Source organism: Brevundimonas aveniformis DSM 17977, assembly GCF_000428765.1.
Classification (GTDB): domain Bacteria; phylum Pseudomonadota; class Alphaproteobacteria; order Caulobacterales; family Caulobacteraceae; genus Brevundimonas; species Brevundimonas aveniformis.
In genome coordinates this window covers 329,129-344,809 of the sequence record NZ_AUAO01000001.1, presented here as the reverse complement: position 1 = coordinate 344,809, position 15,681 = coordinate 329,129, and the positions used below count along the sequence as shown (strand labels likewise).

Genomic DNA, 15,681 nt, shown 5'->3' with positions numbered 1-15,681 from the left:
CGGCATCGTCTCTCCCGGATCGGGAGGACCCCATGAAATTTGTCTCCATTCTGGCGGGGGCCGTGCTGGTCGTCGGCGCGTCCTCGGCTTCCGCTGAGGTGGTTTCGACCAGCGCCAACGGATTTGAGCTGAGATCGACGGCCGTGCTGGAATCGACAACCTCGGAACAGGCGTGGGCAGCCCTGGGCCAGTGGGGAAGTTGGTGGAGCCCGGCCCACACCTATTCCGGCAGTTCGGCCAACGTGAACCTCGGCCTTTCGGCGGGCGGTTGCCTGTGTGAGGTCTGGGACGGCGGGCAGATTGAACACGCGCGGGTTCTGCTGGCCTGGCCCGGACAGGGTCTGTTGCGGATGAATGCACCGTTCGGTCCTTTGCAGGCCCAGCCCTTGACCGCCATCCTCACCTATACGATCCGGCCGCGCGACGAGGGCGGGGTCGAGGTCACCCAGACCTTTGTTGTCGGGGGCGGGGGTGAGGCGACGGCGGCGATGGCCCCGCTGGTTGATACCGTCATGTCTGGTGGGTTCGAACGATACGTCCGCTACACCCAAACAGGCTCTGCGGATTGACCTGACGGCTGAGGGGCCTATGTGGGGCGCGCCCCTCGTACAACAGGACACCAAGACCATGGCCGATGCCGCAACCGCCTATGACGTGATCATCATTGGGGGCGGGCCGGGTGGCTACAATGCCGCTATTCGCGCCGGGCAGCTGGGCCTCAAGGTCGCCTGTGTGGAAGCACGAAACACCCTGGGCGGCACCTGCCTGAATGTCGGCTGCATGCCGTCCAAGGCCCTGCTGCACGCCTCGGAGCTGTATGAACTGGCAGGCAAGGAATTCGCCAAGATTGGGATCGACGCGACCCCCAGCCTGAACCTCGGCCAGATGCAGACGGCCAAGGCCGACAGCGTCGACCAGCTCACCAAGGGCATCGAGTTCCTGTTCAAGAAGAACAAGGTCGACTGGCTCAAGGGCAGGGGCCGGATTCTGGCCAAAGGCCAGGTCGAGGTCACCGCGGCGGACGGCACCAAGACCGTCTATGGCTGCAAGGACATCGTGATCGCCACCGGCTCGGAGCCGACGCCCTTGCCGGGCGTGGCCTTCGAAGAGGGCAAGGTGATCGATTCGACGGGGGCCCTGTCCCTGGCGAAGGTGCCCGAACATCTGATCGTTGTGGGCGCGGGCGTGATCGGGCTTGAACTGGGTTCGGTCTGGCGTCGTCTTGGTGCCAGGGTGACCGTCGTGGAATTCCTCGACGCGGTTGGGGCCGGCATGGATGCCGAGGTCGCCACCGCCTTCCAGCGCGCCCTCACCAAACAGGGCATGGCGTTCAAGATGGGCACCAAGGTCACCGGAGCCAAGGTGACTGACGCAGGTGTCGAGCTGACGATCGAGCCGGCCGCGGGCGGCGCATCGGAAACCCTCACCGGCGATGTCGTACTGGTTGCGATCGGACGTCGTCCGTACACGGACGGTCTGGGCATCGAGGCGCTCGGCGTCGAGACGGACAAGCGCGGCTTCATCGGCAATGACCACCTGAAGGTGGCCGATGGCATCTGGGTCATCGGCGACGTGACCCACGGGCCGATGCTGGCCCACAAGGCTGAGGAAGATGCTGTTGCGGCCATCGAGCTGATCGCCGGTCAGCCCGGGCATGTCGACTATGCTCTGGTCCCCAGCGTTATCTACACCTCGCCGGAGGTCGCCTGGATCGGCAGGACCGAGGCCCAGCTGAATGAGGCCGGCGTCGCCTTCAAGAAGGGCAAATTCCCGTTCAGCGCCAACTCACGCGCCAAGATCAATCACGAAACGGAGGGCTTCGTGAAGGTACTGGCCGACGCCACAACCGACCGGGTTCTGGGCGTGCATATCTTCGGCCCTGAAGCCGGTGAAATGATCCATGAGGCCTGTGTGCTGATGGCCTTTGGCGGGGCGTCAGAGGACCTGGCGCGGATCTGCCATGCGCATCCGACCCGCTCGGAGGCTGTGCGCCAGGCGGCGATGGGCGTGGATGGCTGGATCATGCAGGCCTAGGTTGCCCCCGACCGCGCCCGCGTGGGTAGCCCAAACCGGACCTGGCGTTCGGGAAAGTCCACGGTCACGGTATCAAACATCCGAAGAATGTCCGCGCCGAACAGCATGGCGGGCCGATCTTCCATGCGCCAGATTCGAAAGGCGTGCAGGTCGCAGAAGATGGTCGGCAACTCATTGAGGGTCACGCTGCCCAGGCGGACCTGACGGACGACGGCAAGCTCGCCGGTGACGTTGTCGCCGGTCGCCCCGATAACGGGCACGGTCCAACGCCGGTCGTTGACGTCGGGACGGCGGGCCGCCACCGAGTTGAACAGCGCCATATTGCCGATCGAATACTGGCTGCCGCTGTCGATAAAGGCCTGGATTGGGACGCCATCGGCCGTCACACGCACGAGGGTGAGCTGGCCAAATCTCTGGCGTGCCTGAAGGGTCGTCTGATCATCGAGCCGGGTGTCCTCGGCACGCGATAGACCGACGCCGCGCCGCCTCAGCCGCAAAACACTCTCGCCGACGTCAAAGGTGACGGCAAATCGTCCCAGCACGTCCACGCCGAGCAACCCGTGAACGCCGAGCCGGGCGTGGGAGATGACCGGCATAAGCAGGCCGCGAAAGGCGGTTTCTCCGACAAAGAGACGCTCGACCCGCACCGTTGGGGTCGGTACCGCGGCGGTCACGCCATTGACCAGAACCTCCGGGCCGGGGGGCAGGCCCAGGGCCAAGGCCAGCTCTGATGAAATCGCGGTCCGGTTGGCACCGGTATCGACGACGAAGGTGTGGCCGGTGCTGCCGTTGATGTCGACGTTGACGGCCATGCGCGTGACCAGATTGGGCAGCACGTCCAACGCCGCTTCGCTGATCGGCGGTTCGGCCGGCACAGGCATGGGCTGGGACCTGGTCGGGGATGCCAGAACGACCGCGCCGCCACCGATCAGCAGGCTTCGCCTATTCCACACGTCAGCCTCCTCCCTGAGAGCAGGCTGAGATCAAAATACGGCAAGGTCGGGGCCGTCACGCGCGCGGATGGGCCTTGGCGTAAGCGGCGAGCAGGCCGGCGGAATCAACGGCGGTGTATTTCTGGGTCGTGGACAGGGAGGCATGGCCCAACAGATCCTGAATGGACCGCAGGTCTGCGCCGCCCCCCAACAGATGGGTTGCAAAGCTGTGGCGCAGGGCATGGGGGGTGGTGCTGGCCGGCAAGCCGAGCCGGGCGCGCAGTTTCTGGACCATGGCCTGGACGTGCCGGGGGGTCAGAGGGCCGCCGCGCTTGGCTCGAAACAGGGGATCGTCCCCGACTGACGGCCAGGGTGAGGCCTGTCGATAGGCCTCCACGGCGTCTGAAACAGACGGCAGGACGGGTATGATCCGGGTCTTGGACCCCTTGCCGAGCATGCGTAGCGAGGACCCGATCGGCGCGTCGGCGGCCGTCAGGGACAAGGCCTCGGATATCCGCAGGCCACAGCCGTACAGCAACGACAGGACAGCATGGTCCCGCGCGGCTTCCCAGGCGTCCAGGTCCGGGTCGGCCTCGGGTTCGGCCAGAAGGCCCAGCGCCTGATCCTCATTGATCGGTCGCGGCAGCGTCGCCTTCAGCCGCGGGCCTCGAACCAGCGCGATCTGAGGGGCCGGGGTATTCAGTCGCCTGTCCAGGAACCGGTGAAAGGCCCGGATGGCCGACAGGGTCTGCGAGATCGAACGGGCCTGGAGCCCTTGTTCGCCGGAGCGCCGCTCCGCCAGATGGGCGCGGACGTCGGCCGCGCGAACCCCACCCAGATCGGTCAGGGTCAGGGGGCCGCCGCGATAGGCTTGCAGGAAGGCGATGTAGCCGCGGCCGATCCGCCCATAGGCTTCGATTGTCCTGGGAGATGCCCGGCGTTCGTGCGTCAGCCAGACTAGCCAGGCCTCGATGGCCTGGTCGGCGGTCACGCCTGCGGGTCCAGGATCGGCCAGCGATCCGCCACGCGCTCGACCACGCGGGTTACGAAGGCGATCAACTCAGCCCCCATGTCCGGCGTGAAGCCTTCTGGATCGGCCGAGCCGAAGGCGACCAGCGCCTCACGGTTGCCGCTCCACAAGGCCATGCGGACCAGGGCCATGCTGTTGACCTCGGCCCCGCGTGATCCGAACAGGGCTCCCTGATAGTCGGACGGTCCTAGTCGTTGCAGGCCATGTTCGCCCAGCATGCGCGCGATAGAATCGGGTTCCAGCAAACGCCAGCCGAAGGGTGCCGTGCCGGGCCTTTCCAGACAAATGGTCGCCGTCGCCAGCCCGAACCGCGCCTGGCAGGCGTGATCCAGGCGCGTGGCGAGGTCGGAATGATTGCGGGCCTCCAGCAGGTCCAGCACCGTGACGTGGGTCTGGGCCTGGGCTGAGAAATTAGCGCGCGCGACGTGCTCGATAACGCGCCGAGCCCCCGTTTCGCGTTTCACCGCCTCCTCGAGGCGCGACAAGGCTGCCGGGCCAAAGGCGACGACATTGTCTGCCTGTTTCAGGCCCAGCTCCGTCAGAAGCTCGTGGTCTGTCGTCAGGTGCTGGGGATTGGACTTGAGCCAGGCACGCAGGTCCGGCCAGACGCCGGGGGCTTCATCGCCCGTCTTCGTCTCGCGTTCCGCCCCAGCCAATGCGCTTCCCCTAGATCGACTGACCGGTTCCGGCCCAATCCTTCAAGAACGCATCAAGCCCCTTGTCGGTTAAGGGGTGTTTGACGAGCTCCGCAAAAGTGGTCGGCGGAATGGTGGCGGCATCGGCCCCGGCCAGGGCCGCGCCGGTCACATGGGCCACGTTTCGCAGGGATGCGGCCAGAATTGACGTCTCAAATCCGTACTGATCGTAGATGGACCGGATCTCATGCAGCAGCAGCAGGCCATCCTCGCCGATGTCATCGAGACGGCCCACGAAGGGCGAGACGAAGGTGGCCCCGGCCTTGGCCGCCAGCAGCGCCTGGGCTGGCGAAAAACACAGGGTCACATTGGTGGCGATGCCTTCCGCGGCAAAGGTGGCGGTGGCACGCAGGCCGTCCAGCGTCAGGGGCAGCTTGACCACAACATTGTCGGCGATCCCGGCCAGGCGGCGACCTTCCTCGAGCATGGCGGCCGTTTCGGTCGCGGCGACCTCGGCGGACACGGGCCCCTCGACGGCGCGGCAAATCTCGGCAATGACCTCAACGATGGGTCGGCCCGATTTGGCAATGAGAGAAGGGTTGGTGGTGACCCCGTCCACGAGGCCCGTGGCGGCGAGGTCCTTGATGAGGCCGGTTTCGGCGCTGTCGATGAAGAGTTGCATGGGGACGATGTGTAGCGGTGAAATCGGGGTGGCGCGAGGCCTCTCCTCTCCATCGCTTTGCGATGGGGAGGTGGCTCAGCGCGGTGACGCGCTGAGCCGGAAAGGGCGGCGCTGCTTTATCCGAAAAAGCCTGAGGCGCCCCCTCCCCCTCGCTTTGTTCCGGGGAGGGGGCCGCCGTTGAAAGTCGCCTCGGTTCTTCTGCCGCTGCCGTTGCCGGAGGCGTTTGATTACGGCGTCCCGGACGACTGGGAGCTGGGCATCGGTGATCATGTCGTGGTGCCGCTGGGGCCGCGCCGGGTGCGTGGCCTGGTGCAGGAGATTCGCGAAGTCACCGGATCGAATCGCCGGCTTCGCGAGATTGAGGAGCGGCTGGATGTGCCCTCAGTCCCGCCCAGCGCCATGGCCTTCCTGGATTGGGCCGCCCGCTGGACCCTGACGCCGCCGGGCGAAATGGCCTTTCTGGCGACGCGAGGACTGTCGAGCCCTCCCCCGCGGGCTGAGCGTCGCTTGCGGCGGGTGGCCGGACGCGATCCCGCCCGGCCCACGGAGGCGCGCAGCCGGGCCTTGGCCACCCTGGGGGACGATGAGGCCGCCTCCATGGCCGACCTGGCCCGGGCGGCAGGCGTCTCGGCCAGCGTGATCAAGGGTTTGATGGATGAGGGCGTGCTTGAGGTCGCTGAAATCCAGCCCGCCCTGCCGTTCGGTGTGCCGGACCCTGAATTCTCCGCCACCCAGCTCAGCGCGGATCAGGCCGCGGCGGCACGCCGTCTGGCCGGCGCGATCGACGGTCGGACATTTGCGCCGGTGCTGCTGGATGGGGTCACGGGGTCGGGCAAGACGGAAGTGTATCTGGAGGCCGTGGCTCATCTTCTTCGGCAGCAGCCCGATGCCCAGGTGCTGATCCTCCTGCCGGAAATCGCGCTGACCCAGGCCTTGATGCGACGGATCGAAGCCCGGTTCGGCGCGCCCCCGGCGGAGTGGCATTCCAGTGTGCCGCCGCCGGTTCGGCGCCAGGTCTGGGAAGGTGTGCGCTCGGGCGAGGCCCACCTGGTCGTGGGCGCGCGGTCCGCTCTGTTCCTGCCGTTCCGGTCCTTGCGGATGATCGTCGTGGACGAGGAGCACGACGGCTCGTTCAAGCAGGAACAGGGCATTGTCTATCACGCGCGCGATCTGGCCGTAGCCCGGGCCAGTCAGAGCCAGGCGCTCGTGGTTCTGGCCTCGGCGACCCCGTCGCTGGAGACGCTCACCAATGCCGAACAGGGACGGTATGACTGGGTGCGTCTGGCAGCCCGGCACGGGGCCGCAGTCCTGCCGGACATTGACCTGATCGATCTGCGCGCGACCCCGCCAGACAGGGGGCGTTGGCTGTCGCCCCCCCTGGTCGAAGCCATGGTCGAGACGCTGGCCAAGGGCGAACAATCGCTGCTGTTCCTGAACCGGCGGGGCTATGCGCCGGTGGTGCTGTGCCGGGCGTGCGGTGAGCGGATGACGGCACCAGACAGCGATTCCTGGCTGGTGGAGCATCGCTATACGGGGCGGCTGGTCTGTCACCTGACCGGATTTTCGATGCCCAAGCCGAGCCATTGTCCCGCCTGTGGGGCCGCCGACAGCCTGGTGTCGATCGGGCCGGGTGTCGAGCGGATCGCCGAAGAAGCGGCGGAGCGGTTTCCGGAGGCGCGCATCGAGGTCTTTTCGTCAGACACCGTGCCCGATGCCGCCGCTGCGCGGGATCTGGTGCGCCGTATGACCGAGGGCGAGATCGATATTCTGGTGGCGACCCAGGCCGCGGCCAAGGGTCACAACTTCCCCAACCTGACCCTCGTTGGGGTTGTCGATGCCGATCTCGGATTGAAGGGCGGCGACCTGAGGGCAGCGGAACGGACGTTCCAGCTGCTAATCCAGGCGGCGGGCCGGGCCGGGCGGGCGGATCGTCCGGGTCGGGCCCTTCTCCAGACATGGTTGCCCGAGCATCCGGTCATGCAGGCCCTGAAGGCCATGGACCGCGACGCCTTCACGCAGGCCGAGGGTGACGGGCGCCGCCTGATGGGCTTGCCGCCCTATGGCCGGCTGGCGGCCCTGATCGTGTCGAGCGCCGATGCCGAGGCCCTGGATCGGGTCTGTCTGGATCTCGCGCGGCGCATTCCGACAGCCGAGCGGGTCGAGGTCTATGGCCCAGCGGATGCGCCGCTGGCACTGGTACGCGGGCGGCGGCGAAAGCGGTTCCTGGTCCGGGCCGACCGCGATGTGGATGTGCAGGCGTACCTCAGGGCGTGGCTGGCGGAGTTCAAGGTCCCCGCGAGCGTGCGTCTGCGGGTCGATGTGGACCCCTATTCGTTCCTCTAGCGCCCACGCGTCTGCTTTTTCCAGAGCGCCGCATACTCGCCACCCAAGGCTACAAGCTGATCGTGCTTGCCGCGTTCGACGATGCGACCCCCTTTGAGCACGAGAATCTCGTCCGCATCGGCGACGGTCGACAGACGGTGAGCGACGACCAGGGTGGTGCGCCCCTTGCGGGCCCGGCGCAGGGTCGCCTGGATGGCGGCCTCGGTGCGGCTGTCGAGCGCCGAGGTGGCCTCGTCCAGGATCATCACATGGGGCTCGGCCAACAGGGCGCGGGCCAGGCCGACGCGTTGGCGTTCACCGCCGGAGAGTTTGAGGCCCCGCTCGCCCACGCGCGTCTCCAGACCGTCCGGCAGGGAGCGGATGAAGTCTCCCAGCTCGGCAGCCTCTGCGGCGGCCCAGACGGCGGCGTCATCGGCCTGCGGGCGGGCGAAGCCGATGTTGTAACGGAGCGTCTCATTGAACAGGGCCACGTCCTGGGGGACCAGGGCCACGGCGCTACGCAGCGACGCCTGGGTCACGGTCCGGGCGTCGTGGCCGTCGATCAGGATGCGCCCGGACTGCGGATCGAGCAGGCGCAGCGTCAGCTTGACGATCGTGGACTTGCCCGAGCCGGAAGGACCGACCAGGGCGGTGGTCTTGCCGGGGCGAATACGGAAGGAGATGTCCTCCAGTCCGTGGCTGCGGGCCGAGTGCCGGTAGGAGACACCCTCGAACCGCACATCGCCGCCGCCGGCCCGGGCCGGTTCGGGGAGGTCGACGGCATCGGGCGCGTCGGCGACATCCGGGGTCTGGCGGATCAGGTCGAGCATAGCCTCCATGTCTATGAAGGACTGGCGGATCTCACGGTAGGCGAAGCCGAGCACGTTCAGCGGTTGATAGAGGGAAATCAGGATCAGTACACAGGCGGTCACGTCGCCGGGCCCCATGCGGCCCGCCATGGCCTCCAGCCCTGCCAGAAGGGCCATGACGCCAAGTCCCAGATTCATCACCAGCGTCTGTCCGGCGTTGAGAATGGCCAAGGAGTTGTTCGACTTGACCGCCGCATCGGCATAGGCGCTCAGCGCCCCCTCGTATCCGGCGGTGGCGCGACGCTCGGCTCCGAAGGATTTGACCGTTTCGTAGTTGATCAGACTGTCGACCACGAGGCCGGCCGCCTCGGCTTCGGCCGTATTCAGGTCGCGCCGATGACGAATGCGCCAGTCGGACACCATCAGGGTGAAGGCGACATAGACGGTGATGGTGGCGACCGCGACTGCGGCAAAACGCCAGTCGTAGGCACCAGCTAGGACGGCCGCGGCCAGGATCAGCTCCAGAATGGTCGGGCCAATATTGAAGGCCAGAATCCTAAGCAGAAACTCTGATGACCGCGCGCCCCGCTCAACGATACGCGCCAGCGCCCCAGACTTCTTGGTCTGGTGGAAATCGAGCGACAGGCTGAGCGCGTGACCGAAGGCTTCGGTGGCGGCGGTGCGTTTCGTAGCCTCGGCGACCGCCGTGAACAGGGCGTCGCGCGCCTGGGGCATGGCCGAGGACAGAAAGCGGATGAAGGCCCAGCCAAGGGCAAAGCCGGCGAATCCCAGGCTGAGGCCCAGCACGGGGCGGTCCTGCCCTGCCAACTGGTTGACGGCGGCCCCGAGGGCCAGCGGGGCCAGCACCCCAAGTGCCTTGGAGGCGATGGTCAGGATCAGCGCAAAGAACAACCGCAGGCGCAACTGTGGTGCGCGCGAACGTGCGACAAGACGGATCAGATCGGCAAAGGCGTCAAAGGTGCGCGGCAATCTGGGTTCCGCAGCGATCAGGCCAGCGTCAATCACCCGGCTTTCGGGATCCAGATTGCGTCGGCTACCCCCCCTCGCCATCAGCGGGCCATCCGGGAAATCGGGAAAGAGGAGGTGTGGCGCATGATTGGCATAGATAGTGCGGTTGGCCTGAAACGCGATGGATGATCAGACGAGGTCGACCATGTCGTCGATCAGGGAGACGACCGCCTGTTCGGTGGTGGCCCAGGAACAGACGAAGCGGACCGAGCCGTCATCGAAGCGATAGCAGGCCCAGCCCTTGTCCGTCAGACGCTTGTGATGGGCAGCCGGCATCCGCACGAAGACGGTGTTGGCGTCGACGGGATGGGCCAGCACATAGCGGGTGCGCGCCTGGACACCATCGGCCAGAGCCCGCGCGGCGGCATTGGCATGAGCCGCATGACCCTCCCAGGCCCCGGATTCGAGCAGACCCAGGATTGGGGCGGCGAGGAAGCGGCCCTTCGAGGCGGTCTGGCCGGCCTGTTTCAAACGATTGTCGAGGCGCCGGGTCAGGGATTTGTCGAAGATGACCAGGGCCTCGGCACATGGGGCACCGGCCTTCGCGGCCCCAAGAACCAGAATATCGACGCCCAGGCGAGGAATGTCGGCCAGATCAAATCCGGCGGCCACGGCGTTGGCCAGGCGCGCGCCGTCCAGATGCACGCCGAAGCCCCTGGCCTTCACCGGCTCGATCAGCTTGCGCAGCTCCTCCGAGGTGTAGATCGCGCCGTACTCGGTGGCCTGGGTCAGGCTGAGCGCGGCGGGGGGCTGACGATGCCCGACTTCGGGTTCGGACAGGACGGCCTTCAGCGCCGTCGGGTCGATCTTGCCCGATGGGCCGGGCAGGCCGATCAGGCCGACGCCCTGACCGAAGAAGCCCGGTGCCCCGGTCTCGTCCGTGCAGACGTGGGCGGCCTGATGGGCCATGACCGCCTCGAATGGACGCGCCAGCATCGACAGGGCGATAGCGTTGGCGGCTGTGCCGGAGAAGACGAAGCGGACCTCGGCGTCGGCCTGGACCTTGTCGCGGATGACATCGGCGCAGCGCGCCGTGATCTCGTCGGCCCCATAGGCACGTGCAAAGCCGGTGTTCGCCGCAGTTAGGGCAGAGAGTGCTTCCGGGGCGAGGCCGGCGGTGTTGTCTGAGCCGAAGTCGTATCGCATGGGCGATCAATCCCCACCGGCGGCTTGCGCCTTGGCGGCGGCGCTACGGCCCTGGGCCGCCTGGGTGCGACGGCTCTTTTTCAGGTCAGGGGCCTTGGTTGTCTTGGGCCTCGGTGCTGCCAGCGACCGATGCAGGTCAACCTGGTGCGGATAGGGGATGACGATGCCGGCCTTGTCGAAGGCGGCCTTCATGGCCAGGTGCAGGTCGGCCTTGGTCTGCCAATAGTCGCCCGACTTGACCCAGCTGTGCAGCATGACCTCGATCGAGCTGTCGAGAAACCTGATCACTCCGGACCAAGGCGGCGGATCCTTGAGGACGGCGGGATGGCCGGCGGCGGTAGCCTTCATCACCTCCATCACCTCATTCAGGTCGCTGTCGTAGTCGACCCCGATCGCCAGTTCGATGCGGCGTGTCTTCTGGCCGGAGATATTGACGATAGCGTCGCCCAGAACCTGGCTGTTGGGTACGGTAATCCGCATGTTGTTCGGGTCGATCAGTCGGGTGGTGAACAGGTCCAGCTTCTGAACCGTGCCGGTCTTGTCGCCGACCTGGACCACGTCGCCGACGCGATAGGGTCGCAGGATCAGCAGCATGACGCCTGCTGCCACGTTCGACAGCGTGCCCTGCAGCGCCAGGCCAATGGCCAGAGAGGCGGCCCCCAGGACCGCAAGGATGGAGGTGGTCTGAACCCCGAGGCGCTGGAGCACCGCGACCAGGCCAACGGCGATGACAATGACGCGGACAAGCTGAACCAGGAAGCCTTCGAGCATCGGGTCAGGTGCCCGTCGCTTGCTGCGGGACAACATCCGACTGACCGCGCGGCTGGCCCAGCGCGCGATGAACAGGGTTGCGATCAGGATGAGGGCCGCAACGACCAGGTTGATGGCCAGATTGCCGGCCATCTGGGTCGCCCGGTCGATCATGGCGGCGTTGAGGGAGACGGCCTCGCGGCCCTGGTTGATGACGTTGTTCAGATCGGTCATGGCGAGGACATAGCCCTCAAATCAAAGATTTTTAACCCCCTGAGCCAAATCCGCCGCCGCCGGGCGTGGCAATGACGAAAAGGTCGCCGGCCATCATCTCAGCCTGATCGGTGGAGCCAAGGGTCTGGGTGTCTCCGGTCGCGCGGATGATCTGGTTCTGGCCCGAAGCGCCGGGTTGCCCGCCACCCGCCCCAAAGGGTTGCGTCCGGCGCCGGTTCGACAGGATGGCCGCGGTCATGGGCTCGAGGAAGCGGACCTTTCTGAGAACGCCGTCTCCGCCTCGATAGCGGCCTTCGCCACCGGATCCGTGTCGAATGGAGAACTGTTCAATGCGGACAGGGAATCGCTCTTCCAGCACCTCAACGTCGGTGAGGCGGCTGTTGGTCATGTGGGTCTGGACCGCGCTGGCACCGTCGAAACCGGGCCCGGCACCCGAGCCGCCGGCAATGGTTTCGTAGTACTGGCGATGATCATCCCCGAAGGTGAAGTTGTTCATCGTGCCCTGGCTGGCGGCCAGAACACCCAGGGCGCCGTACAGGGCATCCACCACCGCCTGGCTCGTCTCGACGTTTCCGGCGACCACGGCGGCTGGATAGTGGGGCGAGAGCATGGATCCTTCGGGCAGGATCAGCGTCAGGGGCTTCAGACAGCCTTCGTTCAGGGGAATGGCGTCGTCCACCAGGGTGCGGAACACATACAGGCAGGCTGCGCGCGCGATGGACGAGGGGGCGTTGAAATTGGTGCCGAGCTGGGCACTGGTGCCTGTGAAATCGATGACGGCAGACCGTTCGGCGCGATTGACGGTGACCTTGACCCGAATGACGGCCCCTTCATCCATTTCCAACGCATATGCGCCATCGTTCAGCACCTCGATGGCCCGGCGGACGGCGGCTTCTGCATTGTCCTGAACATGGCCCATATAGGCGTCGACGACGTCGCGACCGAAGGTGTCGACCAGACCGCGGAGTTCATCGGCCCCTTGAACACAGGCTGCGACCTGGGCCTTGAGATCGGCGATGTTTTGGTCGGGGTTTCGGGCCGGCCAACGGTTGGAGGCGAGGAGGGCGCGTGTTTCCGCCTCAAGAAAGTGCCCGGCATCGACCAGCAAGGCATCGTCGATCAGGACGCCTTCCTCCTCGACCGAGCGTGAGGTCGGTGGCATGGAGCCGGGGGTGATGCCCCCAACGTCGGCATGGTGGCCGCGTGCCGCAACATAGAAACCAGGCTCGGAAGCCCCCTCCAGGAAGACCGGCTGAATGACGGTGATGTCCGGCAGGTGCGTGCCGCCGTTATAGGGAGCGTTCAGCACATAGGCGTCGCCCCGCTGCATACCGCGACCATCGCGGGCGTCGCCGCGCTGGCGGATGACGGTGCGGATACTCTCGCCCATCGAGCCGAGGTGAACCGGAATGTGCGGCGCATTGGCGATCAGACCGCCTTCGGCGTCGAACAGGGCGCAGGAGAAGTCGAGCCGCTCCTTGATGTTGACCGAGCGGGCCGTCGCCTGAAGCGCCAGCCCCATCCGCTCGGCCACGGCCATGAAGCGACTGTTGAACAGCTCCAGGCGGATCGGGTCGATGGCGGTGCCATCCGCCTGCCGCTTGATGCGGGGGGCCACCCGCTCAAGCACCAGATTGTCCAGGCCGTCCATTCGCGCGCGCCAGCCGGGTTCGACAACCGTCGTGGCTGTGGCCTCGCCGATAATGGCCGGTCCATCAATGACGGCTCCCGGCGATAGATCGGCCCGATCAAACAGGGGCGTTCGCGTGGCCTCGTCAAATATGGCGCGGACCCGTTGTACAGGTTCGGGCACATAGGCCGGAGCCCCGATCAGGACGCGCGGTGCCTGAGCCGTCATCTGGCCGACGACCTCGACACTGATGGAATCCAGCACCAGGGGAGAGGATCGGGCGTCAAAGCCGAACCGCTTCAGATGGGCCTGATGGAAGGCCTTGGTCATGTCGGACAGCCCGCCCAGGGCAACGGCCAGACTGGAATCCGAGCCGATGTATTTCACATGCGCCAGGCGCTCGACGTTCAGGCTGGCCAGCTCCATGTCCTGAGACAGGATTTCGGCCCGACCTTGCGCCTCCAGATCGCCGGCCAGACGGGCCAGATCGTCGAACGCCTCGACCAGGGGGCGCTCGACGCTGAGCCGGCGCAGCGAGCGTAGCGCGGCCAGGCCCATGCCATAGGCCGACAGGACCCCGGCCATGGGGTGAATCAGAACCGTGTCCAGGCCCAGGGCGTCCGCGACCCGACAGGCGTGCTGTCCGCCGGCCCCGCCGAAACAGGCCAGGGCGTATCCCTTCAGATCATGCCCGCGCTGGATAGAGATCTGGCGGATCGCTCGGCTCATATGTTCGACGGCGATATCGAGGAATCCCTCCGCCAGGGCCTCGACGGATTGTCCGGTTTCTCGTGAAAGGGCGTCAAAGCCGGTGTGTGCCGCCTCGGCGTCCAGTGGTTGGTCGCCGTCTGGCCCGAACACATGAGGAAAGGCTTCCGACCGAATTCGGCCCAGCACCAGATTACAGTCCGTGACCGTCAGGGGCCCCCCGCGTCCGTAGCAGGCTGGCCCGGGCATCGCACCGGCCGATGCAGGCCCAACCCTGAGACGCTCGCCGTCGAACCGGCAGATCGAGCCACCGCCGGCGGCGACGGTGTGGATGTCGAGCATGGGGGCCGTAAGGCGCACGCCCGCGACGGTCCGCTCGGTTGAGCGTTCAAAGACCCCCGCATAGTGGCACACGTCGGTCGAGGTGCCGCCCATGTCAAAGCCGATCACCCGGTCAAAGCCGGCCTCACGGGCGGTTGCCGCCATGCCGATGACGCCGCCGGCGGGGCCGGACAGGACGGCGTCCTTGCCGCGAAACAGCGACGTATCGATCAGGCCGCCGTTGGATTGCATGAACAACAGACGTGCCGCTGTGCCCATTTCCCGCGCCGCCTGATCGACATAGCGACGCAGCACGGGTGACAGATAGGCGTCCATGGTCGTCGTGTCGCCGCGTCCGACCATACGGATCAGGGGCGAAATCTCGTGGCTGACCGAAACCTGATCGAAGCCGATGTCGCGGGCCAGACGGGCCACGCGGACTTCGTGGTCAGTGTGCTTCCACCCATGGGCCAGGACGATGGCCACCGACCGAAGGCCGCGACTGTAGGCCGACTGAAGGGACTTGCGGGTCGCCACCTCGTCCAGCGGGCGAATGACCGTGCCATCGGTCCCCACCCGTTCGGCCACCTCCAGCACCTCGACGTAGAGGGCGTCCGGCAAGACGATATGGCGGGCAAAGATGTCGGGGCGGCTTTGCCAGCCGATGCGAAGCACGTCACCAAGGCCCTCAGTGGTGACCAGCAAGACCGGCTCGCCCTTGCGTTCCAGCAGGGCATTGGTGGCGACCGTGGTGCCCATCTTCACCAGAACCGGCGCGTCGGGTGTTCCAGCCGCGGCCAGGGTTCGGCGGACCGCCTCGGCGGCGGCATCGGCATAGCGTCCGGGGTCTTCACTGAGCAGTTTGGAGACGCTCAGAAGTCCGTCGGGCGCGCGCGCAACGACGTCGGTGAATGTTCCGCCCCGATCGATCCAGAATTCCCAGCGCCCACTCACGCCAGTTCCTCGATCTCCTCATCGGACAGGTCGCCGGGAACAACGGTGACCGGCAGGCGGCGCCCCCAGAAACCGGCCCCCTCCTTGGCGAGCGCCGTCACCAGCGGGCCGGGGCCGCGTCCTCCCACGGCGGCGGCCAGCACCAGAATCTTGATGTCCGGGTCCGCCACCACGACCCGGCGCAGGGCTTCGCGCGTGTCTCCGACCTCGATCAGAAACTCAGGCTTGGCCCCTGACCGTTCCTCGGCCTCGGCACCCAGACGATTGAGCATCGCCTCCCCGTCGCGGCGAAGCTCGGCTTCGATCTCCTCACGGACGCCGGCAAAATAGTCATTGGTCGAGGGCTGCAGCACCTTGAGAAGGGCCACACGACCACCGGTCGAACGGGCGCGACGCGCGGCGTAGTGCAAGGCCGCGCGGAACTCTGAACTGTCGTCCGCGACGACGAGGAACTTGCGGGGCATC

At 66.5% G+C, this 15,681-nt stretch carries 12 protein-coding genes; 3 read left to right on the top strand and 9 right to left on the bottom strand.

Annotated features, from left to right (window positions below; translation table 11 throughout):
* Nucleotides 1-32 precede the first annotated feature (32 nt).
* On the top strand, nucleotides 33-569 hold the full coding sequence (locus G391_RS0101710) for a hypothetical protein (RefSeq protein WP_029085977.1): 537 nt from the start codon (nucleotides 33-35) through the stop codon (nucleotides 567-569).
* A gap of 58 nt (nucleotides 570-627) precedes the next feature.
* A complete protein-coding gene (gene lpdA, locus G391_RS0101705) occupies nucleotides 628-2,034 on the top strand; it encodes a dihydrolipoyl dehydrogenase (protein ID WP_029085976.1) in 1,407 nt (468 codons plus the stop codon).
* Here lpdA and G391_RS13530 read toward each other — a convergent pair.
* The 4 genes from G391_RS13530 to fsa all read right to left on the bottom strand — a co-directional run bounded on the left by G391_RS13530 (nucleotide 2,031) and on the right by fsa (nucleotide 5,313).
* A complete protein-coding gene (locus tag G391_RS13530) occupies nucleotides 2,031-2,915 on the bottom strand; it encodes an aspartyl protease family protein (protein WP_156893819.1) in 885 nt (294 codons plus the stop codon). The genes lpdA and G391_RS13530 overlap by 4 nt on opposite strands.
* Nucleotides 2,916-3,042: 127 nt before the next feature.
* Nucleotides 3,043-3,957, bottom strand: a complete 915-nt coding sequence (locus G391_RS0101695) for a tyrosine recombinase XerC (protein ID WP_029085975.1) — start codon at nucleotides 3,955-3,957, stop codon at nucleotides 3,043-3,045.
* Nucleotides 3,954-4,652 (bottom strand): DUF484 family protein, encoded by a 699-nt coding sequence (locus G391_RS0101690; RefSeq protein ID WP_029085974.1) that lies wholly within the window; start codon nucleotides 4,650-4,652, stop codon nucleotides 3,954-3,956. The genes G391_RS0101695 and G391_RS0101690 overlap by 4 nt, the downstream gene beginning before the upstream one ends.
* 10 nt (nucleotides 4,653-4,662) lie before the next feature.
* The gene (fsa, locus tag G391_RS0101685) at nucleotides 4,663-5,313 is read right to left on the bottom strand and encodes a fructose-6-phosphate aldolase (RefSeq protein WP_029085973.1); all 651 of its coding nucleotides are present in this window, start codon (nucleotides 5,311-5,313) and stop codon (nucleotides 4,663-4,665) included.
* A 177-nt stretch (nucleotides 5,314-5,490) separates the two neighbouring features.
* On the opposite strand from fsa, the gene G391_RS0101680 reads away from it, so the two are divergent.
* Complete coding sequence (locus G391_RS0101680) at nucleotides 5,491-7,656, top strand: primosomal protein N' (RefSeq protein WP_029085972.1); 2,166 nt, start codon at nucleotides 5,491-5,493, stop codon at nucleotides 7,654-7,656.
* On the opposite strand, the gene G391_RS0101675 is transcribed toward G391_RS0101680, so the two are convergent.
* From G391_RS0101675 to G391_RS0101655, 5 genes are all read right to left on the bottom strand, one after another.
* Entirely contained in the window at nucleotides 7,653-9,515 is a 1,863-nt protein-coding gene (locus tag G391_RS0101675) for an ABCB family ABC transporter ATP-binding protein/permease (RefSeq protein WP_051257047.1), read from the bottom strand. The genes G391_RS0101680 and G391_RS0101675 overlap by 4 nt on opposite strands.
* A gap of 87 nt (nucleotides 9,516-9,602) precedes the next feature.
* A complete protein-coding gene (locus tag G391_RS0101670; protein WP_029085970.1) occupies nucleotides 9,603-10,619 on the bottom strand; it encodes a threonine aldolase family protein in 1,017 nt (338 codons plus the stop codon).
* Nucleotides 10,620-10,625: 6 nt separating this feature from the next.
* Nucleotides 10,626-11,603, bottom strand: coding sequence for a mechanosensitive ion channel family protein (locus tag G391_RS13525; RefSeq protein WP_051257046.1), 978 nt, complete (start codon nucleotides 11,601-11,603; stop codon nucleotides 10,626-10,628).
* A gap of 31 nt (nucleotides 11,604-11,634) precedes the next feature.
* Nucleotides 11,635-15,216, bottom strand: coding sequence for a hydantoinase B/oxoprolinase family protein (locus G391_RS0101660; protein ID WP_029085969.1), 3,582 nt, complete (start codon nucleotides 15,214-15,216; stop codon nucleotides 11,635-11,637).
* On the bottom strand, nucleotides 15,213-15,680 hold the full coding sequence (locus G391_RS0101655) for a universal stress protein (RefSeq protein WP_029085968.1): 468 nt from the start codon (nucleotides 15,678-15,680) through the stop codon (nucleotides 15,213-15,215). The genes G391_RS0101660 and G391_RS0101655 overlap by 4 nt, the downstream gene beginning before the upstream one ends.
* Nucleotide 15,681: the final 1 nt, after the last annotated feature.

Coding starts and splice junctions, on each gene's coding strand:
- G391_RS0101655 (WP_029085968.1), bottom strand. CDS start 15,680: ATGCCCCGCAAGTTCCTCGTCGTCGCGGACGACAGTTCAGAGTTCCGC.
- G391_RS0101675 (WP_051257047.1), bottom strand. CDS start 9,515: ATGGCGAGGGGGGGTAGCCGACGCAATCTGGATCCCGAAAGCCGGGTG.
- G391_RS0101710 (WP_029085977.1), top strand. CDS start 33: ATGAAATTTGTCTCCATTCTGGCGGGGGCCGTGCTGGTCGTCGGCGCG.
- G391_RS0101670 (WP_029085970.1), bottom strand. CDS start 10,619: ATGCGATACGACTTCGGCTCAGACAACACCGCCGGCCTCGCCCCGGAA.
- lpdA (WP_029085976.1), top strand. CDS start 628: ATGGCCGATGCCGCAACCGCCTATGACGTGATCATCATTGGGGGCGGG.
- G391_RS13530 (WP_156893819.1), bottom strand. CDS start 2,915: ATGCCTGTGCCGGCCGAACCGCCGATCAGCGAAGCGGCGTTGGACGTG.
- G391_RS13525 (WP_051257046.1), bottom strand. CDS start 11,603: ATGACCGATCTGAACAACGTCATCAACCAGGGCCGCGAGGCCGTCTCC.
- fsa (WP_029085973.1), bottom strand. CDS start 5,313: ATGCAACTCTTCATCGACAGCGCCGAAACCGGCCTCATCAAGGACCTC.